The 26,573-nt window shown below is 63.8% G+C and carries 28 protein-coding genes; 14 read left to right on the top strand and 14 right to left on the bottom strand.

Annotated elements, in window-relative coordinates; all coding sequences use genetic code 11:
- The first annotated feature begins 2 nt into the window (after positions 1-2).
- From AAC014_RS12415 to AAC014_RS12405, 3 genes are read left to right on the top strand one after another with little or no spacing between them, the layout of a single operon-like run.
- Positions 3-1,163 carry a bifunctional 2-C-methyl-D-erythritol 4-phosphate cytidylyltransferase/2-C-methyl-D-erythritol 2,4-cyclodiphosphate synthase gene (locus AAC014_RS12415; protein ID WP_339708945.1) on the top strand — a complete coding sequence of 387 codons (1,161 nt, stop codon included), beginning with the start codon at positions 3-5 and terminating at the stop codon, positions 1,161-1,163.
- Complete coding sequence (locus tag AAC014_RS12410) at positions 1,160-1,687, top strand: hypothetical protein (RefSeq protein WP_339708943.1); 528 nt, start codon at positions 1,160-1,162, stop codon at positions 1,685-1,687. The genes AAC014_RS12415 and AAC014_RS12410 overlap by 4 nt, the downstream gene beginning before the upstream one ends.
- Positions 1,684-2,202: a CinA family protein gene (locus AAC014_RS12405; protein ID WP_293777545.1), complete on the top strand. Its 519-nt coding sequence runs from the start codon at positions 1,684-1,686 to the stop codon at positions 2,200-2,202. The genes AAC014_RS12410 and AAC014_RS12405 overlap by 4 nt, the downstream gene beginning before the upstream one ends.
- Here the strand turns inward: AAC014_RS12405 and AAC014_RS12400 are convergent.
- Both AAC014_RS12400 and lipA read right to left on the bottom strand, forming a co-directional pair.
- Positions 2,142-2,621, bottom strand: coding sequence for a type II toxin-antitoxin system RatA family toxin (locus tag AAC014_RS12400; RefSeq protein WP_339708940.1), 480 nt, complete (start codon positions 2,619-2,621; stop codon positions 2,142-2,144). The two genes, AAC014_RS12405 and AAC014_RS12400, sit on opposite strands and share 61 nt — an antisense overlap.
- Positions 2,614-3,543: a lipoyl synthase gene (lipA, locus tag AAC014_RS12395; protein ID WP_339708938.1), complete on the bottom strand. Its 930-nt coding sequence runs from the start codon at positions 3,541-3,543 to the stop codon at positions 2,614-2,616. The genes AAC014_RS12400 and lipA overlap by 8 nt, the downstream gene beginning before the upstream one ends.
- Before the next feature lie 82 nt (positions 3,544-3,625).
- Here lipA and AAC014_RS12390 point away from each other — a divergent pair, with 82 nt between their 5' ends.
- Complete coding sequence (locus AAC014_RS12390; RefSeq protein WP_339708936.1) at positions 3,626-4,267, top strand: carbonic anhydrase; 642 nt, start codon at positions 3,626-3,628, stop codon at positions 4,265-4,267.
- Positions 4,268-4,276: 9 nt separating this feature from the next.
- On the opposite strand, the gene lpdA is transcribed toward AAC014_RS12390, so the two are convergent.
- From lpdA to eno, 7 genes are all read right to left on the bottom strand, one after another.
- The gene (gene lpdA, locus AAC014_RS12385; RefSeq protein ID WP_339708934.1) at positions 4,277-5,677 is read right to left on the bottom strand and encodes a dihydrolipoyl dehydrogenase; all 1,401 of its coding nucleotides are present in this window, start codon (positions 5,675-5,677) and stop codon (positions 4,277-4,279) included.
- Positions 5,670-6,134 (bottom strand): hypothetical protein, encoded by a 465-nt coding sequence (locus AAC014_RS12380; protein WP_339708932.1) that lies wholly within the window; start codon positions 6,132-6,134, stop codon positions 5,670-5,672. Before AAC014_RS12380 ends, lpdA begins: the two co-directional genes overlap by 8 nt.
- Positions 6,131-7,405, bottom strand: a complete 1,275-nt coding sequence (locus AAC014_RS12375; RefSeq protein ID WP_339708930.1) for a pyruvate dehydrogenase complex dihydrolipoamide acetyltransferase — start codon at positions 7,403-7,405, stop codon at positions 6,131-6,133. The genes AAC014_RS12380 and AAC014_RS12375 overlap by 4 nt, the downstream gene beginning before the upstream one ends.
- Positions 7,406-7,407: 2 nt before the next feature.
- On the bottom strand, positions 7,408-8,805 hold the full coding sequence (locus AAC014_RS12370) for a pyruvate dehydrogenase complex E1 component subunit beta (protein WP_339708928.1): 1,398 nt from the start codon (positions 8,803-8,805) through the stop codon (positions 7,408-7,410).
- Complete coding sequence (gene pdhA / locus AAC014_RS12365) at positions 8,805-9,791, bottom strand: pyruvate dehydrogenase (acetyl-transferring) E1 component subunit alpha (RefSeq protein WP_339708926.1); 987 nt, start codon at positions 9,789-9,791, stop codon at positions 8,805-8,807. Before pdhA ends, AAC014_RS12370 begins: the two co-directional genes overlap by 1 nt.
- Positions 9,792-10,004: 213 nt before the next feature.
- Complete coding sequence (locus tag AAC014_RS12360) at positions 10,005-10,319, bottom strand: septum formation initiator family protein (RefSeq protein ID WP_339708924.1); 315 nt, start codon at positions 10,317-10,319, stop codon at positions 10,005-10,007.
- Positions 10,320-10,358: 39 nt separating this feature from the next.
- The gene (gene eno, locus AAC014_RS12355) at positions 10,359-11,639 is read right to left on the bottom strand and encodes a phosphopyruvate hydratase (RefSeq protein ID WP_339708922.1); all 1,281 of its coding nucleotides are present in this window, start codon (positions 11,637-11,639) and stop codon (positions 10,359-10,361) included.
- Positions 11,640-11,816: 177 nt separating this feature from the next.
- On the opposite strand from eno, the gene AAC014_RS12350 reads away from it, so the two are divergent.
- The 3 genes from AAC014_RS12350 to AAC014_RS12340 are packed head-to-tail and all read left to right on the top strand — an operon-like array spanning position 11,817 to position 13,482.
- Positions 11,817-12,245: a hypothetical protein gene (locus AAC014_RS12350; protein ID WP_339708920.1), complete on the top strand. Its 429-nt coding sequence runs from the start codon at positions 11,817-11,819 to the stop codon at positions 12,243-12,245.
- A gap of 14 nt (positions 12,246-12,259) precedes the next feature.
- Positions 12,260-12,616: a phage holin family protein gene (locus AAC014_RS12345; RefSeq protein WP_339708918.1), complete on the top strand. Its 357-nt coding sequence runs from the start codon at positions 12,260-12,262 to the stop codon at positions 12,614-12,616.
- The gene (locus AAC014_RS12340) at positions 12,613-13,482 is read left to right on the top strand and encodes a hypothetical protein (protein WP_339708916.1); all 870 of its coding nucleotides are present in this window, start codon (positions 12,613-12,615) and stop codon (positions 13,480-13,482) included. Before AAC014_RS12345 ends, AAC014_RS12340 begins: the two co-directional genes overlap by 4 nt.
- On the opposite strand, the gene AAC014_RS12335 is transcribed toward AAC014_RS12340, so the two are convergent.
- Positions 13,479-14,429: a DUF2336 domain-containing protein gene (locus AAC014_RS12335; protein WP_339708914.1), complete on the bottom strand. Its 951-nt coding sequence runs from the start codon at positions 14,427-14,429 to the stop codon at positions 13,479-13,481. The genes AAC014_RS12340 and AAC014_RS12335 overlap by 4 nt on opposite strands.
- A gap of 91 nt (positions 14,430-14,520) precedes the next feature.
- Here AAC014_RS12335 and AAC014_RS12330 point away from each other — a divergent pair, with 91 nt between their 5' ends.
- From AAC014_RS12330 to AAC014_RS12315, 4 genes are read left to right on the top strand one after another with little or no spacing between them, the layout of a single operon-like run.
- A complete protein-coding gene (locus AAC014_RS12330; protein ID WP_339708912.1) occupies positions 14,521-14,904 on the top strand; it encodes a c-type cytochrome in 384 nt (127 codons plus the stop codon).
- A 30-nt stretch (positions 14,905-14,934) separates the two neighbouring features.
- Positions 14,935-15,558 (top strand): ABC transporter substrate-binding protein, encoded by a 624-nt coding sequence (locus AAC014_RS12325; protein ID WP_339708910.1) that lies wholly within the window; start codon positions 14,935-14,937, stop codon positions 15,556-15,558.
- Positions 15,555-16,124, top strand: coding sequence for a gamma carbonic anhydrase family protein (locus AAC014_RS12320; protein WP_339708908.1), 570 nt, complete (start codon positions 15,555-15,557; stop codon positions 16,122-16,124). The genes AAC014_RS12325 and AAC014_RS12320 overlap by 4 nt, the downstream gene beginning before the upstream one ends.
- A gap of 9 nt (positions 16,125-16,133) precedes the next feature.
- On the top strand, positions 16,134-16,373 hold the full coding sequence (locus AAC014_RS12315) for a DUF4170 domain-containing protein (RefSeq protein WP_339708906.1): 240 nt from the start codon (positions 16,134-16,136) through the stop codon (positions 16,371-16,373).
- Here the strand turns inward: AAC014_RS12315 and AAC014_RS12310 are convergent.
- The 4 genes from AAC014_RS12310 to carA form a co-directional block, all read right to left on the bottom strand.
- The gene (locus AAC014_RS12310; RefSeq protein ID WP_339708904.1) at positions 16,370-16,996 is read right to left on the bottom strand and encodes a rhomboid family intramembrane serine protease; all 627 of its coding nucleotides are present in this window, start codon (positions 16,994-16,996) and stop codon (positions 16,370-16,372) included. The genes AAC014_RS12315 and AAC014_RS12310 overlap by 4 nt on opposite strands.
- Positions 16,997-17,010: 14 nt before the next feature.
- Positions 17,011-17,490 (bottom strand): transcription elongation factor GreA, encoded by a 480-nt coding sequence (gene greA / locus AAC014_RS12305; RefSeq protein WP_293777592.1) that lies wholly within the window; start codon positions 17,488-17,490, stop codon positions 17,011-17,013.
- Between the two features lie 86 nt (positions 17,491-17,576).
- Entirely contained in the window at positions 17,577-20,822 is a 3,246-nt protein-coding gene (carB, locus tag AAC014_RS12300) for a carbamoyl-phosphate synthase large subunit (protein ID WP_339708900.1), read from the bottom strand.
- A 4-nt stretch (positions 20,823-20,826) separates the two neighbouring features.
- Positions 20,827-21,987 carry a glutamine-hydrolyzing carbamoyl-phosphate synthase small subunit gene (gene carA, locus AAC014_RS12295; RefSeq protein ID WP_339708898.1) on the bottom strand — a complete coding sequence of 387 codons (1,161 nt, stop codon included), beginning with the start codon at positions 21,985-21,987 and terminating at the stop codon, positions 20,827-20,829.
- Positions 21,988-22,125: 138 nt separating this feature from the next.
- On the opposite strand from carA, the gene AAC014_RS12290 reads away from it, so the two are divergent.
- Genes AAC014_RS12290 through rpoD form a run of 3 tightly spaced genes read left to right on the top strand, consistent with a single transcriptional unit; the run spans position 22,126 to position 26,471 of the window.
- Positions 22,126-22,581: a GatB/YqeY domain-containing protein gene (locus AAC014_RS12290; RefSeq protein WP_339708896.1), complete on the top strand. Its 456-nt coding sequence runs from the start codon at positions 22,126-22,128 to the stop codon at positions 22,579-22,581.
- 10 nt (positions 22,582-22,591) lie between these two features.
- Positions 22,592-24,475 carry a DNA primase gene (dnaG, locus tag AAC014_RS12285; protein WP_339708894.1) on the top strand — a complete coding sequence of 628 codons (1,884 nt, stop codon included), beginning with the start codon at positions 22,592-22,594 and terminating at the stop codon, positions 24,473-24,475.
- Positions 24,441-26,471, top strand: coding sequence for an RNA polymerase sigma factor RpoD (gene rpoD, locus AAC014_RS12280; protein ID WP_339708892.1), 2,031 nt, complete (start codon positions 24,441-24,443; stop codon positions 26,469-26,471). Before dnaG ends, rpoD begins: the two co-directional genes overlap by 35 nt.
- The last annotated feature ends 102 nt before the right edge of the window (positions 26,472-26,573 follow it).

The following is a 26,573-nucleotide window of genomic DNA, read 5'->3' as shown; positions in this document are numbered from 1 at the left end:
CCATGAGTGAACCACGGGTCGCCGCCATCGTCGTTGCCGCAGGAAGAGGTTCCCGCGCGGGCGAAGGCGTACCCAAACAATACAGGATGCTCGCTGGTCAGCCGGTGCTCCGCCATTCGCTTGCTGCGCTCGCGAGCCATCTGCGGATTGCGCACATAGTCGCCGTCATCCACCCCGAAGACACCGCCGCCTTTGCCGAGTCCGCGCAGGGACTCGGCGCCCTGCCCGTCCCCGGCGGCGCGACGCGGCAGGACTCGGTGCGCCGCGGTCTCGAAGCGCTTGCGGATTTTGCGCCCGATCTCGTCCTGATCCACGACGCCGCCCGCCCCCTGCTCCCGCATGACGTCATCGACCGCCTGCTGGGTGCACTCGCCGAAAACGACGGCGCCGTCCCCGCTCTCCCCGTCGTCGACAGTCTCCGCACCGGCGAAACCCACGCCGACGGCGAGGTGGACCGCAGCCGCCTGAAGCGCGTCCAGACCCCGCAGGCATTTCGCTACGCTGCCATCCGCGCGGCACAAGCCAATGCCGCGCCCGACGCGACCGATGACGTTGCGGTCGCGCTCGCTGCGGGGCTGAGGGTTGCGTTCGTGGAGGGTGATGAACGCTTGGCCAAGCTCACCTACCCTACTGATTTCGCCCGCGCCGAGGCTATCCTCACCACCAGCCTCGTCACCCGCGTCGGCCAGGGCTTCGACGTCCACCGCTTCGGCCCCGGCGACCATGTCTGGCTCTGCGGCGTGAAGGTGCCCCACGACCACGCCCTCATCGGCCACAGCGACGCCGACGTCGGCCTCCACGCCCTCACCGACGCCCTGCTCGGCGCCGCGGCGATGGGCGACATCGGCGACCATTTCCCACCGAGCGATCCCAAGTGGCGCGGCGCGCCGTCGGACCAGTTTCTCGTCCACGCCCGCGACCTCATCCTCGCGCGCGGCGGCATCATCGATCACGTGGACGTCACGCTGATCTGCGAAACGCCGAAAGTCGCTCCGCATCGGGATACCATGCGACAGCGGGTCGCCGCCCTGTTGCGGCTCTCGGTCGAGGGGGTTAGCATCAAGGCAACAACGACGGAAAAGCTTGGCTTCACGGGACGCAAGGAAGGCATTGCGGCCCAGGCCATGGCTTCGATTCGACTCAGCACGGTGGAGATGAAGTGAAACGTCCGGTCCTGATTCTGGCCTTGGCGAGTCTTGCGGTTTCCAGTGCTCATGCTGAAACCGCCAAGGATTGCATGAACGAAAAGCAGGCCCTCGCCTTTTCCGATTTCCTGCTCGCCACCGTCGCGCCCATCGTGGCGGAGCAATGCGGCACCGGGCACGCCGCCGTCTCCCCGGCGATCCTTGCAGCGCAGCCGCAGCTCCGCACACGTTTCAAAGCGCGCGGCGATGCCGCCTGGCCGGTGGTGCTCGACCATTTTCTGGGTCAGCAGGAAGACAAGGCTGTCGCCGATGAGATGCGCAAGCAGAGCGACGCCATGCGCCCCCTCGTCGCGAGCGTGACGGCGAGCGCGATCATCAAGGACATGTCGGCCAGCGACTGCGCTATGGCCAACGACCTCGTGGACGCCTTGCTGCCCCTGCAGGATGCGCAGATCGCGCGCCTGATCACAGCCTTCATGCGTATCGGTGCCGGCAAGACCCCGTCCGGCCCGCAACTTTGCCCGCTGGGAGCAAAAGAGTGACATTGTTTGACGAAGACATCCTCGCGCTGGCACGCCGCGTGGTGGAACTGAACGCGGCGGCCGGGCGCAAGGTCGTGCTTGCCGAGTCCTGCACCGGCGGCCTCGTCTGCGGTGCGATCACCGAGATACCGGGCTCCTCGGCCGTGCTGGAGCGCGGCTTCGTCACCTATTCGAACGAGTCGAAAACAGCGCAGCTCGACGTGCATGGCGATGTGCTCGAAACCTTCGGCGCGGTCTCGATCGCCACGGCCTGGGCAATGGCGCAGGGCGCGCTCGCGCACAGCGAGGCGGATGTCGCCGTGGCGATCACCGGCATCGCCGGGCCGGATGGCGGATCGGAATCAAAGCCCGTCGGCACCGTCGTCTTCGCCCGCGCGATCCGTGATGCGGACCCGGAAGACGTGGTTGCGGACATGAGGCAGTTCGGCGACCTCGGCCGCACGGGCATCCGGCTTCAGGCCGTGCGCTGCGCGCTCGAACTGTTGCTCACGGAAGAGGCGCCCGTAGCCGCATAGACCTTGGCGGCGCGCGTTTCGAACGCCGTCACCATCTTGCGGAAGGCTTCGTGAAAATACGCGCCGGCAAGCGTGTTCAGGATCGACTGCCGGAACGCGAAATCGACATGGAAATCGACCTCGGTCCCTTCCCCGACGGGCTTGAAGCGCCAGTCGTTGTAAAGAAATTTCAGCGGGCCGGAGATGTAGTCGATGTGGATATGGCGGGGCCTGTCCAGCACCACGCGGCTGGTGAAGGTCTCCCGGAACACCTTGAAGCCGACGACCATGTCGGCGACCATGTCCGTATCGCTCCGCGACTTCACCCGCGTCGCGATCACCCAAGGCAGGAACTCGCCGTAACGGCCGACATCGGCGACGAGATCGAAGAGCTGCTCCGGTGTGTACGGAAGAACCCGGACCTCGCGATGTTCAGGCATCGGCGCGTTGATGCTTCGCGAGGCGCGCGGCCTTCAGCTTCGCGAAGTCGTCGCCTGCATGGTACGACGAGCGCGTCAGCGGTGAGGCTGCAACGAGCGCGAAACCCTTGGCGCGGCCAAGTGAGGCGTACGACTTGAACGTGTCCGGCGTCACGAAATCGATCACCTTCGCATGGCGCGGTGTCGGCTGCAGATACTGGCCGATGGTGAGGAAATCGATGTCGGCGGAGCGCATGTCGTCCATCACCTGGTGGATCTCCAGCCGTTCCTCGCCGAGCCCGACCATCAGGCCGGATTTGGTGAAAATCGTCGGATCGAGCGTCTTCACGCGTTCGAGCAGGCGCAGCGAGTGGTAGTAGCGCGCGCCCGGGCGAATCGTGGGATAGAGCCTCGGCACGGTTTCCAGGTTGTGGTTGTAAACGTCCGGCCGGGCATCGACGATGCGCTTCACCGCCTCGTCCGCCTTGTTGCGGAAGTCCGGCGTCAGGATTTCGATCGTGGTGCTTGGTGTGCGGCGGCGCAGCGCCTCGATCACGCGCACGAACTGCGTCGCGCCGCCGTCGGCAAGGTCGTCGCGGTCGACGCTGGTGATGACGATGTGTTCAAGGCCAAGCTCGGCGGCGGCCGTCGCGACATGCTCGGGCTCCAGTGGATCGACCGGGTTCGGCATCCCCGTCTTCACGTTGCAGAAGGCGCAGGCGCGCGTGCACGTGTCGCCGAGGATCATCACGGTCGCGTGCTTCTGCGTCCAGCACTCGCCGATGTTCGGGCACGCGGCTTCCTCGCACACCGTGTTGAGGCCGAGGCTGCGCATCAGCTTGCGTGTCTGCGCGAAACCGACGCTCGTCGGCGCTTTCACGCGCAGCCAGTCCGGCTTGCGGGTGCGGATCGGGGGAACGGGTGTGGGATCAACGTCTGCCATGCGCGCCTAGATAGCGGCGGACGCCCGATAATCCAACCGTGAGTTCTTGCATGACAGCCATGATCGGGCTAGCCGCTTTCCCATGTCAGGCTTCGATGAATTGATCGACGGCTACCGACGCTTTCGCGGCGGTGCCTATCTCGCCCAGAAGGCCCGCTACGACGCATTGCGGTCGAGCCAGAGCCCAAAAACGATGATCATCTCCTGTTCCGACAGCCGCGTTGATCCCGCCATGATCTTCGACGTGGGTCCGGGCGAGATTTTCACGGTCCGCAACATCGCGAACCTCGTGCCGCCCTTCGAGATCGGCGGCGGCCGCCACGGCGTTTCCGCCGCGCTGGAGTTCGCGGTGACGCAGCTTGAGGTGGAAAACGTCGTCGTGATGGGCCACGGCGGCTGCGGCGGCGTGCAAGCCGCGCTCACCAGCAAGTTCAAAGGCGCGCCGGCCGGTGCGGGAGGCTTCATCGCCCACTGGATCGACCTCCTCGACGAGGCGCGCGACCGCATCCTTCACGACCACGGCGGCCGCATGGACCGCGATGTGGAACATGCGCTGGAGCTGGAGGCGGTAAAGGTCTCGCTCAAGAACCTCCGCACCTTCCCCTGCATCCCGGAACGCGAGGCCACAGGCAAGCTGAAGCTGATCGGCGCCTATTTCGCCATTCGCGACGGCGTGCTGCATGTGCTCGATGAGGCTGCCGGCACGTTCGCACCGGCAGCCTAAGTCTTTCAATCAGATGTGCAGCGGGCGCCCGTAAGCGGCGAGCACGCTTTCGTGCATCATTTCCGAAAGCGTCGGGTGCGGGAAGGTCGTGCCCATCAGCTCGGCCTCGGTCGTCTCCAGCTCGCGCGCGACGACATAGCCCTGGATCAGCTCAGTGACTTCCGCGCCGACCATATGCGCGCCCAGAAGCTCGCCGGTCGCCTCGTCGAACACGGTCTTCACGAAGCCCTCGGTCTCGCCGAGTGCGATCGCCTTGCCATTGCCGATGGCGGGGAACTTGCCAACCTTCACCTTGTAGCCGGCTTCCTTCGCCTTCGCCTCGGTGAGGCCCACGGAGGCAACCTGCGGGCGTGAGTAGGTGCAGCCGGGGATGTTGGCCGTGCTCATCGCATGAACGTCCTTCACGCCTGCCATCTTCTCGACGCAGATCACCGCCTCATGCATCGCCTTGTGCGCGAGCCACGGCCCGCTGGTGACGTCGCCGATCGCCCAGATGCCCTCCACGTTGGTGCGGCCGTAGCCGTCCGTCTCGATGTGCTTGTTGGAAAGCTGCTTCACACCGAGCTTTTCCAGCCCGATATCCTCGATGTTCGGCACGATGCCGACTGCGACGATGACATGGCTGAACTCCTGCGTTTCAACCTTGCCGTCCGCGAACTTGATCTCGGCCTTCACACCCTTCGCAGTCGCGTCCAGTTTCTGGACACCGGTCTTCGTGTGGATCGCCATGCCCTGCTTCGTGAGCGCCTTTTCCATGAAGGCGCTGACTTCGGCGTCTTCTACGGGAAGGATACGCTCCAGCATCTCGACGACCGTCACCTTGGCACCGAGGTCCGAATAGAAGCTCGCGAACTCGATGCCGATCGCGCCCGATCCGATCACCAGCAGCTTTTCCGGCACCGCTTCGGGCACCAGAGCATGGCGATACGTCCAGATGCGCTTGCCGTCGGCCTTCGCGAACGGAAGCTCGCGGGCGCGGGCGCCCGTGGCGACGATGATGTTCTTCGCCGAAAGCTCCGTGGTCTTGCCGTCCTTCGAAACGGAGAGTTTCCCCTTCCCCGTCAGCGTGCCGACGCCCTCGTGGACATCGATCTTGTGCTTCTTCATCAGCCCTTTGACGCCGCCGTTCAGCTGATCGGCCACCTTGCGGCTGCGCGCCACGACGGCCTTGATGTCAAACGATGGCTTCTCGGCGCTGAGGCCATAAGCCGAAGCGTGCGTCAGATAATGGAAGATCTCCGACGAGCGCAGCAGGGCCTTCGTGGGGATACACCCCCAGTTGAGGCAGATGCCCCCCAGCCGCTCGCGCTCGACAATGGCCGTCTTCATTCCAAGCTGCGCTGCGCGGATCGCCGCAACATAGCCCCCCGGCCCGGAGCCGAGGACGATAAGATCATAGGTATCAGCCATAAAATCTTCCTATCCTTTGAGGTTCCATGAGAACCCAACCGATATAACCTGTAAGAACGCCAAACATGGCGCCAACCCATGGCGAGTAATTCCCTATTGGCTCAACAATATTCGGAAAACTTAAAGAGCGATCCAAGTAAACCAGTGCTGCTCCTAAGATGGCTCCGATGATGGAAATCAAGAAGAGATCGCTTTTGCGCTTTCTTCCGAAAAACACACACGATGGCCAAAAGCCAATCAACGCTCCTAAAAAAGTATAAGGCAATACGTTTGCAATTATCGGCAGCCCTAAAACCAAACTGGCCAGAATAAATAACGGGGCCTCCAACAACGCTAACATATCCCCCTCTTTGAGAGCGCGTGCAGCTTCAGCGATCGGTAGAAATAAAAATCCTCCAATCGCTGCGCCGCCGATCGCAGTCGCGGGAACCTTCCAGAGCTGGTTCGCGACAATCACGCCAGCAGGCTGAGCGGGTTTTCGACGAGGCGCTTGAACGCCTGCATCAGGCGTGCACCGTCTGCACCGTCGATGGCGCGATGGTCGAAGCTGCCGGTCGCCGACATCACCGTTGCGATGGCGAGCGCATCGTTCACGATGTACGGCCGCTTCTCGCCCGCACCGATCGCCATGATCATGCCCTGCGGCGGGTTAATGACCGCGTCGAACTGCGTGATACCGTACATCCCCATGTTGGAGATGGAGGCCGTGCCGCCCTGATATTCGTTAGGCTGCAGCTTGCCTTCCTTGGCGCGGGCGGCGAGTTCCTTCATCTCCGTCGCGATCGCCGACAGGCTCTTGGCGTCCGCGCCCGTGATGATGGGCGTGATCAGGCCGTTCGGGATCGACACTGCCACCGAGATATCAGCGCGACTGTATTTGAAGAGCTGGTCGCCCGAAATCGAGACGTTGCACTCCGGCACCTCGATGAGCGCGGCGGCGAGCGCCTTGATCAGCAGATCGTTGACGCTGAGCTTCACGCCGCGCGGCTCCAGCGCCGTGTTCAACTCGCCGCGCAGCTTCAGGAGCGCATCGAGCTGGATATCCACCGTGAGGTAGATGTGCGGAATCGTCTGCTTCGCCTCGGTAAGGCGCCGCGCGATGGTTTTGCGCATGTTCGAAAGCTTCACCGCCTCGTGCGGAATCTCGGTATCGAACGCTGCAGGCGCCGCAGGTGCAGCGACCTTGGCTGAGGGCGCGGCCGCAGCCGGTTTTCCGCCATCGAGGTCCGCCTTCACGACGCGTCCGCCGGGGCCGCTGCCCTGAACGTCGCCAAGGTCGATGCCCTTGGCCTCGGCGATACGGCGCGCAAGCGGGCTCGCCTTCACGCGATCTTCCGAATCCGTCGCCACCGGGGCGGGCGCCGCCGACTTCGGAGCTTCAGCCTTCACCGGTTCGGGTGCTGGCTGCGGCTTCTCTTCGGCCTTGGGGGCCTTCGGCGCCTCTTTCGGTTCCGCTTTTGCAGCCTTCGGCGCGGAGACCTCTTCGCCCTCTTCGGCGAGCACGGCAATGAGCTGGCCGACCGGAACGTCCTCCGTTCCCGCGGCAACGACGATCTTCGCCACAACACCCTCGTCGATGGATTCAACCTCCATCGTCGCCTTGTCGGTTTCGATCTCGGCGATGACGTCGCCCGGCGAGACCTTGTCGCCTTCCTTCACCAGCCATTTCGCGAGCGTCCCCACCTCCATCGTGGGCGACAGCGCGGGCATCGTAATGTCAATCGGCATGTTCAGTCCTTGTAAGTGACGCGCTTGGCGGCGGCGACAACGTCGGCAGCCTTCACGAGGGCGGCTTTTTCCAGGTTCGCGGCGTAGGGCAGCGGAACATCTTCATTGGTGACGCGGAGAACGGGCGCATCAAGATCGTCGAAGCCGTCCTCCATCGCGATCGCCATGATTTCAGAGGCGATCGAGCATTGCGGCCAGCCTTCCTCGACGACGACCATGCGGTTCGTCTTCTTGAGGCTTGCGAGGACAGTGCTGCGGTCGAGCGGACGCAAGGTGCGGAGATCGACGACCTCCGCCTCGATCCCCTCGTCCGCCAGCGCCTTCGCGGCTTCGAGCGCGACGCCGACGCCGATCGAGTAAGACACGATGGTGACATCGCTCCCCTCGCGCGCGATCCGTGCCTTGCCGATGGGGAGCACATAATCCTCAACCTCGGGCACATCGAAGCTCTGGCCGTAAAGCAGCTCGTTTTCGAGGAACACGACGGGGTCGGGCGAACGGATCGCCGCCTTCAGAAGGCCTTTCGCGTCCGCCGCGCTGTAGGGCGCGATCACGATAAGGCCGGGTACGCTCGCATACCACGGGCCGTAGTTCTGGCTGTGCTGTGCCGCAACGCGCGACGCTGCGCCGTTCGGGCCGCGGAACACCATGGGGCAGCGCATCTGGCCGCCCGACATGTAGTTGGTCTTGGCGGCTGAGTTCACGATATGGTCGATCGCCTGCATGGCGAAGTTGAACGTCATGAACTCGACGATTGGGCGAAGACCGCCCATCGCGGCACCGGTGCCGACGCCCGCAAACCCGTATTCGGTGATCGGCGTATCGATGACGCGCTGCGGACCGAACTCTTCGAGCAGGCCCTGTGTCACCTTATAGGCACCCTGATACTCCGCGACCTCTTCGCCCATCACGAAGACGCGGTTGTCGGTGCGCATTTCTTCGGCCATCGCATCGCGCAACGCCTCGCGTACCGTCATGCGGCGCAGATTGGTGCCCGAAGGGATTTCGGGATCGTTCGCGATCGCCGGCTGCGGCGTTGGAATCGCCTTGGCGCCGGAAGGTGCTTCGGTCTTCTGTTCGGGATGTCTTTCAGCCGGTGCCTTTTTGGCGACCGGGGGCTCGGTCTTTTCCGGCGGCGCCTCGGCGTCGCGATCCCCTTCCCCGTCATCGATCACGGCAATCAGCGTGCCGACGGCAACGCTGTCCGATCCGGCCTCAACCAGGATCTTCGAAACAGTGCCGCCTTCGTCCGATTCCAGTTCCATCGTGGCCTTGTCGGTCTCGATCTCGGCGATCACGTCGCCGGGCTTCACCGTGTCGCCTTCCTTCACCAGCCACTTGGCGAGCGTCCCCTCTTCCATCGTGGGGGACATGGCGGGCAGCTTTATCTCGATCGCCATCAGTAGCTCCCCACCAGAACGTCGGTGTAAAGTTCGGAAAGTTCCGGTTCGGGCGTCTGCTCGGCGAAGTCGGCAGAATCGTTGACGATGGCCCGCACCTCCTTTTCGATGTCCTTGAGCTTGGCCTCATCGACACCCGCGGCGAGCAGGTGCTTCTTCGCCGCCTCGATCGGATCGGACTTTTCGCGCATCGCCTGCACTTCCTCACGCGAGCGGTATTTCGCGGGGTCGGACATGGAATGGCCGCGATATCGGTATGTCTTCAGCTCAAGAAGCAGCGGCCCCTTGCCCGAGCGAACCCATTCGATCGCCATCTGCGCTGCGCCGCGCACTTCGAGCACGTCCATGCCGTTCACCTGGATGCCTTCGATGCGGAAACTCTCGCCGCGGCGGTAAAGCTGGTCTTCCGCGCTCGCGCGATTGACGCTCGTACCCATGGCGTATTGATTGTTTTCGACCACGTAGACGACGGGGAGCTTCCACAGCTCCGCCATGTTGAAGCTTTCGTACACCTGCCCCTGGTTCGCCGCGCCGTCACCGAAATAGGTGAGGCAGATATTGCCGTCGCCCTTGTATTTGTGTGCGAAGGCAAGCCCGGTACCAAGTGGCACCTGTGCGGCGACGATGCCGTGCCCGCCGTAAAAACCGTGCTCGACACTGAACATGTGCATCGAGCCGCCCTTGCCTTTGGATATGCCGGCGGCACGGCCGGTCAATTCCGCCATCACCGCGCGCGATTCGATGCCGCAGGCAAGCATGTGGCCGTGGTCGCGGTAACCGGTGATAACGCTGTCGCCGGCCTTCAATGCGGACTGAAGGCCGACAACGACGGCCTCCTGCCCGATATAGAGGTGGCAGAAACCGCCGATCAGCCCCATGCCGTAAAGCTGGCCCGCCTTTTCCTCGAAACGGCGGATGAGCAGCATCTGGCGGTAGAAATCGAGGAGTTCGTCGACGCTGGCCTTGTAGGGCGAATAGTCGGGCAACCGGTCCAGTCCCTCGCGAACTTCAGACTGCCGCTGCGACGTCGCAGCCTTTGTTTTACGAGCCGCAGGTTTGGGCTTGGGCGATGTTTTCGCCTCTTTGGTTCGCTCGACGATGATCCCCTCCTCTGGTTCGCAAGGTAAAGTTTTTTACTTCACCGACGCTATACGTGCGACCGTGTGTAAAGTTCAAGCGCGAGCGAGACGCTTGATGGCTTATTTGTCGAGACGGATGACGAACTCGTCCTCACGGACGAGGCCCAGATTCTCACGTACGAGTTCGTCTGCAAGGTCGGGATCGACCTTCGAGGGATTGAGGAGCGTCACCTTGCGCTCAAGATCCGCCTTGCGCTGGGCGACAACGGCCGCTTCCTTCGCAAGGCGCGTCTCTTCGGCCTTATAGCCGCCGAGCGCGAGAATGCCCGTGTCGCCCGCAACCGCGTGCCATCCGAAGAACGCGACGAGGCCGATGCACAGCGCGGGAAGCCACGCTGAGCGGATATAGGAGACAAGGCGGACGGGTTCGCTCACGTCCGCCTTTGAATCACGCGAATCCTAATGATTCAAGCGTTATTTTGCGCGGAGAATCGATCGGCCTGCATATGTGGCGACATCGCCCAGCTCCTCGGCGATGCGGATCAGCTGATTGTATTTCGCGAGCCGGTCCGAACGCGCCATGCTGCCGGTCTTGATCTGACCGCAGTTCGTCGCGACGGCGAGGTCAGCAATCGTCGCATCCTCGGTCTCGCCCGAACGGTGTGACATCACGGCGGTGTACCGCGCACGGTGCGCCATGTTGACGGCTTCGAGCGTTTCGGACAGCGTACCGATCTGGTTAACTTTTACCAGAATGGAGTTCGCGGTACCCTTGGCAATGCCGTCGCGGAGGCGTGCAGGGTTGGTCACGAAGAGGTCGTCGCCGACAAGCTGGACGCGATCTCCGACGCGGTCGGTGAGCAGCTTCCAGCCGTCCCAGTCGTCCTCACCCATGCCGTCCTCGATCGAGATGATCGGGTAGCGATCGCAAAGGCTTGCAAGGAAGTCCACCATCTCGGCCGACGACAGCGACTTGCCTTCGCCCGTCATCTCGTAATTGCCGTCCTTGTGGAATTCGGTGGCGGCGCAGTCGAGCGCCAGCATCACCTCATCGCCTACCTTGAAGCCCGCCTTTTCCACGGCGCCCATTATGAAGTCGAGCGCAGCCTCGGCGCTCGCGAGGTTCGGTGCGAAGCCGCCTTCGTCGCCCACCGCGGTCGCGAGGCCCTTGTCGTGTAGTGACTTTTTCAGCGTGTGGAAGATTTCCGCGCCCCAGCGCAGCCCCTCGCCGAAGCTCTCGGCACCGACCGGCATGATCATGAATTCCTGGAAGTCGATCGGATTGTCGGCGTGCGCACCACCGTTCAGGATGTTCATCATCGGCACCGGCAGCACGCTTGCCGAGACGCCGCCAACGTACCGATAGAGCGGCAGCCCCCGCGAATCCGCAGCCGCCTTTGCTGCCGCCAGGCTGACCCCGAGAATGGCGTTGGCGCCAAGCCGCGCCTTGTTCGGTGTGCCGTCCAGCGAGATCAGCGTGTTGTCGAGCTCAAGCTGGTCCTCGGCATCCATGCCGAGCAGCGCGTCCTGGATTTCGCCGTCAACGGCGGCGCACGCTTTCTCGACACCCTTGCCGAGCCAGCGGCTCGTGTCGCCGTCGCGAAGCTCAACGGCCTCATAGGCGCCCGTCGAGGCGCCCGAGGGCACGGCGGCGCGGCCGAAGGCGCCATCTTCCAGCGTCACCTCGACCTCCACGGTCGGATTGCCGCGGCTGTCGAGAATCTGTCTGGCGTGGATGTCGATGATCGCGGTCATGGCGTCGCTCCGGCTTGTGAAAATATCGTTCGTGCGCGCTCTTAATCAGCCTCGGCGCGTGGGGCAACGCCGCTTGTTCTGCCAGTGTCGCAATGCGGCCTTGTTTTTGCCCACGACGGAACCAACATCCTGTTCTATTGTTGTACTACAGCCCCCGTAAGCCTGAAAGGAATTGGCATGTCCGACACTCTTCCCGCGCCTCCTACTGCCGATCCCGTTGCCGCGAAAACGGACCGGCTGGCCACGATCAAGGCTGAAGCCAGCAAGTTCAAGACCGAAGCCTCGACAAAGGCGCGCAGCGCCGCCGAGGAAGGCAAGACCCGCGCCGCCGAAACGCTCGGCAGCGTCTCGCACGTCACGCGCGAAGCCGCCGACAAGCTGAAAGGCACGCAGGCGGAGCCGCTCGCGAACATCATCAATTCGGCCGCAGATTCGGTGGAATCCTTCGCGCAGCGGATGCGTGAGAAGACAGTCGATGACATTATCGACGACACGCGCGAAATGGTCCGCCGTTCGCCGGTGCTGGTGATCGCCGCCGCAGCGGCCGCCGGTTTCATTATCTCGCGCTTCTTCAAGGCCAGCCGCAACGACGACGCTGAAGTCTGAGAGGACCAACAGGGGTGGCCGATCAGGACGTAAAAATCTCCGATCTCTTCGAGCGCCTCGTCGACGAAGGCGGAGACTTTCTGCAGGCGGAAGTCCGCATTGCCGAGGCGAAGATCGCCCGGCGACTTCAATTGGCGCGGCTGCCGCTTGCGTTTCTCAGCGCTTCGGTTGCTTTGGCGTTCGTGGCACTGATGGGGATTGCGACGGCGCTCGTCGTGCTGCTCGGGCCCTATGTCGGATTCTTCTTGGCGGTGGTGATCGTCACCGTGATCGCTGCCGGAGCGTCGTGCCTTTTGTTTGTTGAAGGGCGCAAACGCCTTGAGATCGTGATTGAGCCCCCATCCTTGCTGCGCCACCGGAGCGAAACGTGAAAGACGACCCCGTCAATACGGCCCTTTATGAAGCGGAAGCCGCTGAGGCGCGGCGGCGGATCGCGCTGACCGTCGGCGAGATCCGGCACCGGCTCGATCCCCGTACGATCGCGAACGAGGCGATTGATGCAGCGGCTGAACGGGGGGCAGAACTCGTTGCACGCGGCCGTAAGGCAGCGAGCGACAATCTTGGCGCGATCTCCATCGTCGGCGCGCTTGCCGGTCTGATGGCGGGCGCGCGGCACCATCGGAAGAGCAGAAAGGCACCCGCCATGAGCCAGTACGAAGATGATTTCGGCAACGAAGCGCCGGGCAAGGACCGGCTGGAAGGTGTGAAACAGACCGCGCAGCAAGTGCGCGAGACGGTGACACACAAGGCGCAGGCCGCGCGCGAGGCCGCCGGCGAAACGTTCGCTTCCGCACGCCAGCACGCGAATGACGCCTGGGAAACGGCGCGTGAGCGTGCCGCGGATTATTCGGAGCGCGCGAAAGTGCAGGCGGCGAAGGCGCGCGAGCGCACGGCCGAAAGCGTCGACGAGAATCCACTCGTCGCCGTGCTTGCGGGCGCGGCGCTCGGTGCGATCATCGGCGCGCTCCTGCCGCGCAGCAGCGGTGAGAACCGCGCCCTCGGCCCGGTTCGCGACAAGCTCGCGTCGACGGCGCGTACGGCGGCCCGGGTTGCGCGCACGGCCGGCGAAGCGAAGCTTGCCGAACTTGGCATCAAGGAAGCCGCCAAGCTGCGCTTCAGCGAGATCAAGGAAGGTGCGGCCGAGGTCGCGAAGTCTGCGACATCCGCCGTTCGCGGCAAGGGCAAAGCCGTTAACGGCACCCCTGCCGAGGATGAAAGCCCGGCCGAACTCGCCTAGGCGGCGGCGGGGACAACCTCGTCGATTTCCGATGGAACAAGGCCGACTTCGCGCAGCATCCGCCGCGCCGAGTCCGGCTGATCGAAGGCTTCCACCACAAGGCCGTACCGAAGCCCGGTGAGCCTTGAGACAACCGCCTGCATCAGCTCGCGATCGCCGAGCCGCCCGGCGCGGATGACGAGCGAGGGTTGCAGTTTTCCGGCCGCGTGCAGTTGGTCGACCATGGCGATGAGATCGAGCACGTCGGTTTCGCCGCCCCCGAGTATGAACGCCGCACCTTCGGAAACCTGCGAAAGCCCCTTCGCGAACTGCTGAAACCTGTCCCCTTCCCCCGCCATCCGGGCTCTGATCCGGCTCGAAACCAGCGCAACGAGCCGCTCCGCGATGGCAAGCGGCAGCGATGGGCGATCGGCGAGCGGCATCGCCACGGCTTCTTCATCGCCGAAGCGTTCGACTGCACGCGCCATCGCGGCTTCCGCGATGTCTGCGCCGGCATTGGCGGCAAGCGTCGACACCGCCCGCACTTCGGCATGTTCGACAATCGCCGCGGAAACCGGCTCCCGCACCACGGGCCGCGCGGCGATGGCGACGCGGTGTTCCTCGCTCCGCGATTTCACGATCTCCACGAGCATGTCGTCGTCGAGGAGGTCGCTCGCCTTCAAAATCGGCTCGGCGACCTCAATAACGTCGTGCGCCATGCGAAGCGCCACGTCCTGCGGAATGTCGGCGCTTGAAGCGATGGTTTGCGCCAGCGCCTTGCGCACCTCAACCTCAACGTCACGGGCGATCGCGCGCACAATATCGTCCGCGATTCCGCGTTCGCGGTTGTCGAACAGGCGCTGCGTATAGCTGTGCCCAAGCTTCAGCGCGATCGCGCGGCGGGCATCCGCGTTCGCGTTCTCCTGTAGCCGCTCGACGTCGGCAAGAGAGGGCAGAAGCGGGTCCATCTCTTTACAATAGCCCGAAAAACATTACCGATTAATCGCCGATTCACAGGGGATCGTGCATTCCAGCATTATGGAAAAGAAAGCTACGCACATGAAAACGCGCGCTGCCCGTTTGGTTGCCCTTTCCGCTCTTGCCGTGTTGATCGCCGGTCCGGCGGCAGCGGCAGACGGAGCGCAATTGTTCAAGAGCCGCTGCGGCATCTGCCACTGGGACCCTGCCCAGGCTGGCGAAAAGCCGCGCCAGGGCCCATCGCTCAAAAAGCTGATCGGGCGCACTGCGGGCACTGAAAAGAGCTTTCCGCGCTATTCCCCGGCGATGAAGAAAGCCGGCTTCACGTGGACTGCGGACAAGCTCGACACGTATCTCGACAATCCCCGGAAGGTGGTTCCGGGAACTTCCATGGCCTTTGTCGGGTTGAAGAAGCCTGACGAGCGCAAGGCGGTCGTCGATTATCTCTTAAAGGCGTCTCGCTAAGCGAACGCCAAGCGGACGGAGTTCTGATAAATGTTCATTCGCGCACTCGCGATTCTTCTCGCCTCGGCGGCCGTTGCCACGCCCGCTGCCAGCCTTGCGGCGCAAACGACTGCGCCGGCCGACAACGGCAAGGCTGCCGGCACCTTCATTACCGAGCTCTCTCAGCGCGCTTATGCCGTGCTGCGCGACAAGTCGAACGACAAGAATGAAGTCCGCGCCCAGTTCCGGAGGTTGCTCAAGGAGAACTTCGCGGTCACCGACATCGGCAACCGCCTGATCCGCCGCCATGTGCGGACGATCAACAAGCAGCAGTATCAGGCCTATCAGGCCGCCTTCCCGGACTATGTCGTCGATACCTATACCGACAACCTGTTCGAGTTTGCCGACAGTGAACTCAAGGTTGTCCGCACCGTGCCCCGGGGCACGCGCGGAACCATAGACGTCTACGCCCGCGTCACCCGCAACAACGGCGCGCAGCCGATCGATTCGATCTGGACCGTGAAGAAGAACCAGAGCGGCAAGTATGTCGTCGACAATCTCACGGTGGCCGGCGTGAACCTGTCGCTGACGCAGGAAGCCGACTTCACCGCCTATATCCAGAAGAACGGCTTCGATGCGCTCGTCCAGTTCATGAGGGATCGCAAGTCCGCATGACATCCGTCATCGACCGCGAAGCTGCGGCGTTCATCCATCCTTCGGCGCAGCTTTACGGCCATATCCGTTTCGAGGAAGGGTCCTCGGTCTGGTGCAACGTGGTCATGCGTTCGGAAGCGGAACATATCCGGATCGGGCGTTTCACGAATATCCAGGACTTCGTGATGGTTCACGCAGAGCCGGGCCGTGCGGTGGAAATCGGCGATTACTGCTCGATCACGCACCATGCGACGATCCATGCCTGCAAGCTCGGTAACAATGTCCTCGTCGGCGTGAACGCCACGATCTTCAACGATGCGGTGATCGGCGACAACAGCATCGTCGGCCAGCACGCCTTCGTGCGCGACGGCACGGAAGTGCCGCCGAACAGCATCGTCGTCGGCTCCCCCGCCAAGGTGATCCGCACCCACAACAGCTGGATCGCGAACCGAATGAACGCGCTCATCTACCACCGCAACGCGCTCGCGTATGCAAAGGGCGACCACAGGGCATGGGCAGCCCCGGAGTTCGAGCGTTGGGCCGGTGCGACGCTCGAACGCTTGCAGCGCGAGTTCGAGGCGCTATAGCGCACGTGCATGGACCAGACTGAAAAACAGAAACTCCACCTCGTGTTCGGCGGACGCGTCGCGGACCCGCGCGGGCTCGAGTTCGAAGACCTCGCCGCGCTCGACATCGTCGGCATTTTTCCAGACTTCAAGAGCGCGGAAAACGCGTGGCGCGCCAATGCGCAGCGCACGGTGGACGATGCGGCGATGAAGTATGTCGTGGTGCACCTGCACCGGCTGCTGGAGCCCGACGCGGACCCCTCCGCCTAACGGAACCGTCGCGCGATCGCAGCGCGGGCGAGCGGCAGGGCGACGATCAGGCCCGCCACGAAGCCGCCAACGTGCGCGCCGATCGCGATGCCGCCGCCATCCGTGTTGAGCACGAGTCCCGTCGCGACCTGGAGGCCGATCCAGAGCGCGGCGAGCTGAAGCGCGCGCGCGAACTCGCCCTTCCCGCCTGAACGCCCGAAGATCATCGCGTGCGCGGCAAATACGCCGGAAATGGCGCCACTCGCGCCCACGACCGGGATCGGCGAGCCGGGATCGAGCGCGACCTGAACGAGCCCGCCCGCGATGCCCGAGACGAAGAACAGCAGCAGATAGCGCCAGCGGCCGAGCACCGCCTCGACGAAACGGCCGATCCACGCGAGGAACAGCATGTTGAAGCCGAGGTGTGCCCAGCTTCCATGCAGGAAAATCGAGGATACGAGCGTTGCGGGTGCCGGGATCGCATGATCGAGGACGAGGCTGCCCCCGATCCGCGCCGGGATCAGACCCCCGCCCATGCTGATCGCCATCTCGAAACCGGGGCCGCCAAGCGTCACCGCGAGCTGGATCAGAACGCAGGCGATAATGATCGCGCGGGTCGCGAGATCCACGCGTTCAGCTTCCACCGGCTTTCCGCCTTTCAGATGAAGTTGAGTTTGACGATCTCGTAATATTTGTCGCCGGACGGGGTCGAAACTTCGACCTCCTCACCGACGCGGCGCCCGATGAGCGCGCGGCCGAGCGGGGACGTGTACGAGATGCGGCCCTGCTTGGCATCGGCCTCGTAGGGGCCAACGATCTGGTAAACGACGGGCTTATCGTCTTCATCCAGAAGGTCGACCGTGGCGCCGAACACCACCTTGTCGCCCGAAAGCGTTGTCGGATCGATCACCTGCGCGCGGGCGAGCTGATCTTCCAGCTCGATGATCTGCGCTTCGATCTGGCCTTGCCGCTCTTTCGCGGCATGATACTCGGCGTTTTCGGAAAGGTCGCCGTGCGCACGTGCTTCCTCGATGGCCTGCACCACCTCGGGACGGTCAACCGTCTTCAGCTTTTGCAGTTCGGTCTGCATTTTCGCATGACCGGACGGCAGGATCGGAAGCTTTTCAAGCGTCGCCATGTTCGTAACCCACTCCTAGCCTACTCCCCCGGCAAACCGACCCTCCGCCGGAAAATCCGCCGTCTCTTAGCCAGAACTGTCGGGGATCAGGTATCGAGATCAGAATAGTAAGATTGCAGCGACCGGACTGCAAGGGGTTGTTGACGCATTGCGCGGATGGCCATCACTGTCGCCAGCGATTCCGCCGCCGTCGTATAATACGGAATCTTGCCGTAAAGCGCCGAAGCGCGGATCGATTGCGAGTCCTTCAGGCTCTGTGCGCCCTCGGTGGTGTTGAAGATAAGGTCGATGTCGCCGTCCTTGATCCGGTCGACGATATGCGGCCGTCCTTCCAGCACCTTGTTGACCGGCTCCACCGCGATCCCCTGCTCCGCAAGGTAACTCGCCGTGCCCGAAGTCGCGACTATGCGGAAACCGAGCTCTATCAGCCCCCTGGCAGCGGCAAGGATCACCGGCTTGTCGGTATCCTTCACCGAAACGAAGACCGTGCCGGTATCGGGCAGCGTCGTCCCCGCGCCGAGCTGGCTCTTCGCGAAGGCCGTGGGGAAATCGACATCGATGCCCATCACCTCGCCTGTCGACTTCATCTCCGGCCCGAGGATCGGGTCCACGCCCGGGAAGCGCGCGAACGGGAACACGGCCTCTTTCACTGCGATATAGGGAATATCGCGGTTGATCGGGCCGAACGAGGCGAGCGCCTCGCCCGCCATCACGCGCGCGGCGATCTTCGCGATCGGCCGCCCGATGGCCTTCGCCACGAACGGCACCGTGCGGCTGGCGCGCGGGTTCACCTCGATGAGGTAAACCTCGCCGTCCTTCACGGCATACTGCACGTTCATCAGGCCCTTGACCTTCAGCGCGATCGCAAGCGCCACGGTTTGCCGCTCGATCTCGGCGATCATGTCTGCGGCCAGGCTGTAGGGCGGCAGCGAGCAGGCACTGTCGCCCGAATGGACGCCCGCTTCCTCGATGTGCTGAAGCACGCCCGCGACAACCACATCCTTGCCGTCCGACAGCGCATCGACGTCGACCTCGACCGCATCGCGCAGATACTGGTCGACAAGCACGGGCGAGGTGCCGGACACCTTCACTGCGGTCGCGATGTAGGTTTCGAGCTGCGTCTGGTTCTCCACGACCTCCATCGCGCGGCCGCCGAGCACGTAGGACGGGCGCAGCAGCACTGGATAGCCGATCCGGTCGGCCTCGCGGATCGCCTCTTCGAGGCTGCGCGCAAGACCGTTCGAGGGCTGCTTGAGACCAAGATCGCCCACCAGCTTCGCGAAGCGCTCGCGGTCTTCCGCAAGGTCGATCGCGTCGGGTGAGGTGCCGAGGATCGGGATGCCCGCGTCCTCAAGCCCCTGCGCGAGCTTCAGCGGCGTCTGCCCCCCGAACTGTACGATGACGCCGACGAGCGTACCCTTCGACATCTCGACATGCAGGATTTCAAGCACATCCTCGGTGGTGAGCGGCTCGAAATACAGGCGGTCCGACGTGTCGTAGTCGGTGGAGACCGTCTCCGGGTTGCAGTTGATCATGATGGTTTCGTAACCCGCCTCGTCGAGCGCGAAGCAGGCGTGGCAGCAGCAATAGTCGAACTCGATGCCCTGCCCGATCCGGTTTGGCCCGCCGCCGAGGATGACGACCTTTTTCGCGTCCGTAGGCTGGCTCTCGTCCTCGGGCACGCCAAAGCTCGGCGCCTCGTAGGTCGAATACATATAGGGCGTCTTCGCCTCGAACTCGGCGGCGCAGGTATCGATGCGCTTGAACACCGGGCGGACATTGAGCCCGCGCCGCTGTTCGGCGACCGCAGCCTCGTGCCAGCCGACGAGCGTTGCGAGCCGCGCATCCGAAAAGCCCATCGCCTTCAGCGCGCGGAAACCCTCAGCGTCCCTCGGCAGGCCGTTCTCGCGAACCTTTTCCTCGGCGTCCACGATCTCGCGGATACGCGCGATGAACCACGGGTCGTAAGCGGACAGGCGGTGAATATCGGCATCCGAAATCCCGCGCCGGATCGCGTCGGCGACGACCAGCAGCCGGTCGGGCGTCGGAAGCGCGAGCGCGGCTTCCACCTCGTCGTTTCCGGCGCCCATCAGCGCCTCGACCTCGTCGAAGCCGGTGAGTCCGGTTTCGAGGCCGCGCAGCGCCTTCTGCATACTTTCGTGAATCGAGCGGCCGATCGCCATAACCTCGCCCACGGACTTCATCGCCGTGGTGAGCGTATTCGAAGCCCCCTTGAACTTCTCGAACGCGAAGCGCGGGATCTTGGTGACGACGTAATCGATGGTGGGCTCGAAGCTCGCGGGCGTCGCGCCCGTGATGTCGTTCTCGATCTCGTCGAGCGTGTAGCCGACGGCAAGCTTCGCCGCGACCTTCGCAATCGGGAACCCCGTCGCCTTCGAAGCGAGCGCCGAAGAGCGCGAGACGCGCGGGTTCATCTCGATGACGACGAGGCGGCCGTCCTTCGGATTGACTGCGAACTGGACGTTCGAACCGCCCGTTTCCACGCCGATTTCACGCAGGACCGCGATGCTCGCGTTCCGCATGATCTGGTATTCCTTGTCGGTCAGCGTCAGCGCCGGGGCGACGGTGATGCTGTCGCCGGTGTGGACGCCCATCGGGTCGACGTTCTCGATCGAGCAGATGATGATGGCGTTGTCGTTCCTGTCGCGGACGACTTCCATCTCATACTCTTTCCAGCCGAGCAGCGATTCCTCGATCAGCACCTCGGTGGTGGGGCTGGCGTCGAGCCCGCCGCGCACGATCTCCTCGAACTCCTGCCGGTTGTAGGCGACGCCGCCGCCGGTGCCGCCCATCGTGAAGCTGGGGCGGATGATCGAGGGAAGCCCTGTGCGCTCCAGCACCTCGAACGCCTCGTCGAGCGAATGGGCGATGCCGGACCGCGCGCTTTCCAGCCCGATCTTGTCCATCGCCTGCCGGAATTTCAGCCGATCCTCGGCCTTGTCGATGGCCTCGGCATCCGCACCGATCAGCTCGACGCCGTATTTTTCAAGCGTACCGTCGCGCGCCAGCGCCAGCGCCGTATTCAGCGCCGTCTGCCCGCCCATCGTCGGCAGCACCGCGTCGGGCCGCTCCTTCTCGATGATCTTGGCGACGATCTCCGGCGTGATCGGCTCGATATAGGTCGCGTCCGCCATGTCCGGATCGGTCATGATCGTCGCGGGGTTCGAGTTCACCAGAATGATCCGGTACCCCTCCTCGCGCAGCGCCTTGCACGCCTGCGTACCCGAATAATCGAACTCGCACGCTTGCCCGATGACGATGGGGCCTGCGCCGATGATGAGGATGGAGGAGATGTCCGTGCGTTTGGGCATGGTTTTACTGCAGTCCCTTCACGAACTTCTCGAAGAGGTAGAAACTGTCCTGCGGACCGGGGCTCGCCTCGGGGTGATACTGGACGGAAAACGCCGTCTTGTCGGTGAGTTCGAGCCCGCAGTTGGAACCATCGAACAACGAGACATGCGTCGCCCGTGCGTTCGCGGGAAGCGTGTCGGCGTCCACCGCGAAGCCGTGGTTCATGCTGGTGATCTCGACGAGACCATCAGAGAGCCGCTTCACCGGGTGGTTCGCGCCGCGATGGCCCTGATGCATCTTCGCGGTTTTCGCGCCCACGGCGAGGCCGAGGAGCTGGTGGCCGAGGCAGATGCCGAAGATCGGCACGTTCGCGTCGAGCAGCTTCTTGATGACTGGCACAGCATATTCGCCGGTCGCGGCAGGGTCGCCGGGGCCGTTCGACAGGAACACGCCGTCCGGGCGCAGCGCCATTACCTCTTCGAAGGTCGCGCTCGCGGGCATCACGGTCACGCTCGCGCCTGCCGCCGTCAGGTTGCGCAGGATGTTGTTCTTGGCGCCGTAATCGATGGCGACCACATGCGGCCTGCCTTCACCGGCGCTTTCGCCGTAGCCCTTTCCGAGATGCCACGGCCCGCCGGACCAATCCTGCCGCGCGCTCCGCGTCACGTCCTTGGCAAGGTCCATGCCTTCGAGGCCCGGCCACGCCTTTGCCTCGGCGAGCAGCGCGTCGATGTCGAACGTGCCCGAGGGGCTGTGCGCGATCACCGCGTTCGGCGCGCCGAGTTCACGAATGCGGCGCGTCAGCGCGCGCGTATCGACGCCTGAGAGGCCCACGCGCCCCTTGCGCTTCATCCACGCGTCGAAGCCTTCGGCGCTGCGGAAGTTGCTGGGCGCCGTCACGTTCTGCCGCACCACGCAGCCTACGGCAGCGGGCGTATCGGCCTCCACATCCTCGGCATTCGTGCCGACATTGCCGATGTGCGGGAAGGTGAAGGTAACGATCTGCCCGGCGTAGGAGGGATCGGTCATCACCTCCTGATAGCCCGTCATCGCGGTGTTGAAGCAAACCTCGCCGACCGCGTGACCCTCGGCGCCGAAACCGTGCCCCCAGATCACTGTGCCGTCCGCGAGAATCAATACCCCCGTGGCTCCTTTGGGTGCGCGCGCGGGTTTGGCGTCGGACACGTGGTCTGGCCCCTTCGACTCTGGTTTCGTGCTTTGTGGCTAAGGCGCCTAGCTATTGGCGAGGGTCCGGAGCGTCAATCTATTCTTTTGCCTTTTTGGCGGCTAGACGGACCGCTTGCTCTTAAAGGGAAGAAAAGCATGATTCGCGACGACATCAAGGCGGCGCAGGTGGCGGCCATGAAGGCGGGCGAGAAGGAACGGCTGGCAGCCGTGCGCCTGATCCTCGCGAAGCTGAAGGACCGCGACATCGAGCTGCGCACGGCGAAATCCGTGCCGGACGATGACGTTATTGTCGTCGATGTCCTGCAGAAGATGGGCAAACAGCGCCGCGAATCCATCACCATGTTCGAACAGGGCGGCCGCGAAGAGCTCGCCGCGCAGGAAAAAGCGGAGCTTGCGGTCATCGAATCCTTCCTCCCCGCCATGATGGGCCCGGACGAGGTGAAAGCCGCCGTCGCCGCCATCGTTGCCGAGATCGGCGCCGCCGGCCCCAAGGACATGGGCCGCGTGATGGCCGAGGTGAAGGCGCGCCACGCCGGGCAGATCGACATGAGCACGGTCAGCGGAATCGTCAAAGCCGCGCTGGCGGGATAGCCCTGCCCGCATGAGCATCCCCCCGCAATTCCTCGACGAGATCAGGAGCCGGGTGAGCCTGTCGTCCGTGGTGGCGCGTCGGGTGAAGCTGCTCAAGGCCGGGCGCGAGATGAAGGGCTGCTGCCCCTTCCATAACGAGAAGACGCCGAGCTTCTACGTCAACGACGACAAGGCTTTCTATCACTGCTTCGGCTGCGGCGCCCATGGCGACGTCATCCGCTTCGTGGTGGAGCAGGAAGGCCTCAGCTTCCGCGATGCCGTGGCGGGCCTCGCGGCGGAAGCCGGGCTGGAGATGCCCGAGGAAAACCCGGAGGCGCGTGCGAAGGCGAAGGCTGCGGCGGGACTTCATGACGTCACCGGTGCCGCAAGCGACTGGTTCCGCAAGCAGCTTTCCGGCCTCGGCGGTGCGGACGCGCGCGCCTACATCGAAAAGCGCAGCCTGAAACCAGGCACCGTGGAAGCCTTCGGCCTCGGCTTCGCGCCCGACAGCCGCGGCGCGCTCAAGGCCGCGCTCGGCGATATAGACGTTCGCAAACTCATCGAAGTCGGCCTCGTCATCGAAGCCGAAGGCCGCGAGCCATACGATCGCTTCCGGGGCCGCCTGATGTTCCCGATCCGCGATCCGCGCGGGCGTGTCGTGGGCTTCGGCGGGCGCATCATCGGCGCGGGCGAGCCCAAGTACCTGAACTCCCCCGACACGCCGCTCTTCGACAAGGGCCGCCTGCTCTACAACCTCGACAAGGCCGGCCCGGCCGCGCGCAAGTCGGGCCGCATCGTCGTCGTCGAAGGCTATATGGACGTCATCGGCCTCGCGCAGGTCGGCTTCGCGGAGGCTGTTGCGCCGATGGGCACCGCGCTCACCGAGGATCAGATGAAGCTGCTGTGGCGTGTCGCGCCCGAGCCGGTGCTCTGCTTCGACGGGGATGCCGCCGGGCGCCGCGCGGCGATCCGCGCCGCGATGCGCGCCCTCCCCCTGCTCGAACCCGGCAAGTCGCTGCGTTTCATCACCATGCCGCAGGGGCAGGACCCCGACGATTTCGCCAAGGCACGCGGACTTTCCGCGTTCACGGACCTCGTGAACGGCGCGGCGAGCCTGATCGATACGCTCTGGAGGGCGGAGACAGAGGGCGTCGACACCGCCACGCCCGAACGCCGCGCCGCCGTCCGCCAGCGCCTGTTCGAGCACGCACACGCGATTCAGAACCAGACCGTCGCCTCGCTCTACCAAAGCGAGTTCCGCGAACGCTTCGATGCGATGTTTCAGGCGCGGCGGCAAAACCGCTTCATGCCCGTCGTTCGCGGCGCGTCGAGCGCGTTCAAAGAGCGCGCAGGGGTCGAAGGCACGCAAAAGCAGATGTACGCGATTTTTCGCGGCCTGCTCGACAGGCCTGAACTCGCAGAGGCGCACGCGGAAGACATTGCGAGCCTTTATATCGCCGATCCTCAGCTCACGGCGCTGAGAACTGCAATTTTTGCCGCAGTTTCGCGTAATCCCGATCTTGACAAAGATGCGCTGGCACACGACCTAGCGGCACAAGGGCTCGGTCAGTACGCGGAACACATCAGGCAACAGCGATATGCTCGCAACCGCCTCGATTTCAGCTTCACGCGACCCCGGACGCCCGCCGCGATTGCGGATCAGGACTTGGCATGTGTTGTGGGCCACCTTATGGCGCTGCAACGCATCGATGAGGATTTGGCGGATCTGCGTGCGCGCTACGATTCCCTGGTCCAGTCGGAATTCGAGGAACAACAACGGCTTCGCGCTGAAAAGGCGCGTGTCGAACGAGAACTTATCGATTTGGCAGAGGCGCGACGCGGGGATGATACGTCGGCGCCCATGAAGGAACGGAACCTGGATGGCGACCAAAGCACCGGCGAAGCCCAAGGGTAAGGACGAGAACGGCGAAGCCGACGGCGCGCCGCTCATCGACATGAACGATGCGTCGATCAAGAAATTGGTCGCGAAGGCGAAGAAGCGCGGCTGGCTGACGTATGACGAGCTGAACGCGGCGCTGCCGCAGGATCAGATGTCGTCCGAGCAGATCGAGGACGTGATGTCCGCGCTCTCTGAGATGGGCATCAACCTCACCGAGAACGAGGACACCGGCGACGATGAGCCGGAGGCCGAAGCGGAGGAGGAGGCCGAGGCCGAGGAGATCGACGGCGACGAGAAGCCGGCGCTGCACGTCATCGAGAAGAAGAAAGAGGTGCTGGACCGCACCGACGATCCGGTGCGCATGTACCTGCGCGAAATGGGCGCGGTGGAGCTGCTGTCGCGCGAAGGCGAAATCGCCATCGCCAAGCGCATCGAAGCGGGCCGCAACACGATGATCGAGGGGCTTTGCGAAAGCCCCCTCACCTTCACGTCGATGATCGCGTGGTCCGAAGCGCTGAACGCGGGCGAGATGCAGCTTCGCGAAATCCTCGACCTCGACGCCATGCTGAACAGCGGGCCGTCCGACGAGCAGGTGGAGAACGACAGCGATTCCGATCTGCCGAGCGGCGTTGAGCTGAAGGACGACGACGAGCCCGAAGCTGAGCCGGAGAAGAACGCCGACGAGGAAGACGAATACACCGAGAAGCGCGCCAAGCCGCAGCAGGAAGAAGAAGACGAGGAAAACACGCTCTCCCTCGCGCAGATGGAAGAGCAGCTGAAGCCGCAGGCGCTTGAGCAGTTCGCCGAGATCACCTCTCTCTACAAGCGCTTCCTGAAACTCCAGGAAGGCCGCCTCGAAGCGCTCAACTCCGGTGAGGAGTTCCCGCAGGCGCAGGAGAAGAAGTATCAGGGGCTGCGCGAGGAGCTGACCCTGAAGGTCGCGGCCGTGCACTTCCACAACGCCAAGATCGAGTTCCTCGTCGATCAGCTCTACAGCTACAACCGCCAGCTCATGACGCTTGGCGGCAACATGCTGCGTCTCGCCGAGCGTTACCGCATCAACCGCAAGTCGTTCCTCGACGAGTATATGGGCAGCGAGCTCGACGAGAGCTGGCTCGACCGCGTTTCGCGCATGGACGACAAGTGGGCCAATTTCGCACAGAGCGAGCGCGGCACGGTCGAGAAGATCCGCACCGATATCGCCGATATCGCACAGCAGACGGGCGTGGAGCTCGGTGAGTTCCGCCGCATCGTCAATATGGTGCAGAAGGGCGAGCGCGAGGCGCGGATCGCCAAGAAGGAAATGGTGGAGGCGAACCTTCGCCTCGTCATCTCCATCGCCAAGAAGTACACGAACCGCGGTCTGCAATTCCTTGATCTCATTCAGGAAGGCAACATCGGCCTGATGAAGGCGGTGGACAAGTTCGAGTACCGGCGCGGCTACAAGTTCTCCACGTACGCCACGTGGTGGATCCGGCAGGCGATCACGCGTTCGATCGCCGACCAGGCGCGCACGATCCGCATCCCCGTCCACATGATCGAAACGATCAACAAGCTCGTCCGCACCAGCCGCCAGATTCTGCACGAGATCGGCCGTGAGCCGACGCCGGAAGAACTGGCCGAGCGTCTCTCGATGCCGCTCGACAAGGTGCGCAAGGTCATGAAGATCGCGAAGGAGCCGATCTCCCTCGAAACGCCGATCGGCGACGAGGAAGACAGCCACCTTGGCGACTTCATCGAAGACAAGAACGCCGTGATCCCCGTGGACGCGGCGATCCACGCCAACCTCAAGGAAACGGTGACGCGGGTTCTCGCCAGCCTCACCCCGCGCGAGGAGCGCGTGCTTCGTATGCGCTTCGGCATCGGCATGAACACCGATCACACGCTCGAAGAGGTCGGGCAGCAGTTCTCGGTGACGCGCGAACGCATCCGTCAGATCGAGGCGAAGGCGCTTCGGAAGCTCAAGCACCCGACGCGCAGCCGCAAGATGCGGAGCTTCCTCGACACCTAGGGCGGATCGACATTCAGCCCTAAGACATTTGGTTCATGTCACTTTAATCAAATCACGGTTAGACGGCGGGCGCAGCGGTGTCCGCCGTTTTGCCATGAAGAA

Source organism: uncultured Sphingosinicella sp. (genome assembly GCF_963974575.1).
GTDB lineage: Bacteria > Pseudomonadota > Alphaproteobacteria > Sphingomonadales > Sphingomonadaceae > Sphingosinicella.
Note: the sequence above shows the minus strand (reverse complement) of the source record. Positions and strands in the feature narration are given on the sequence as shown.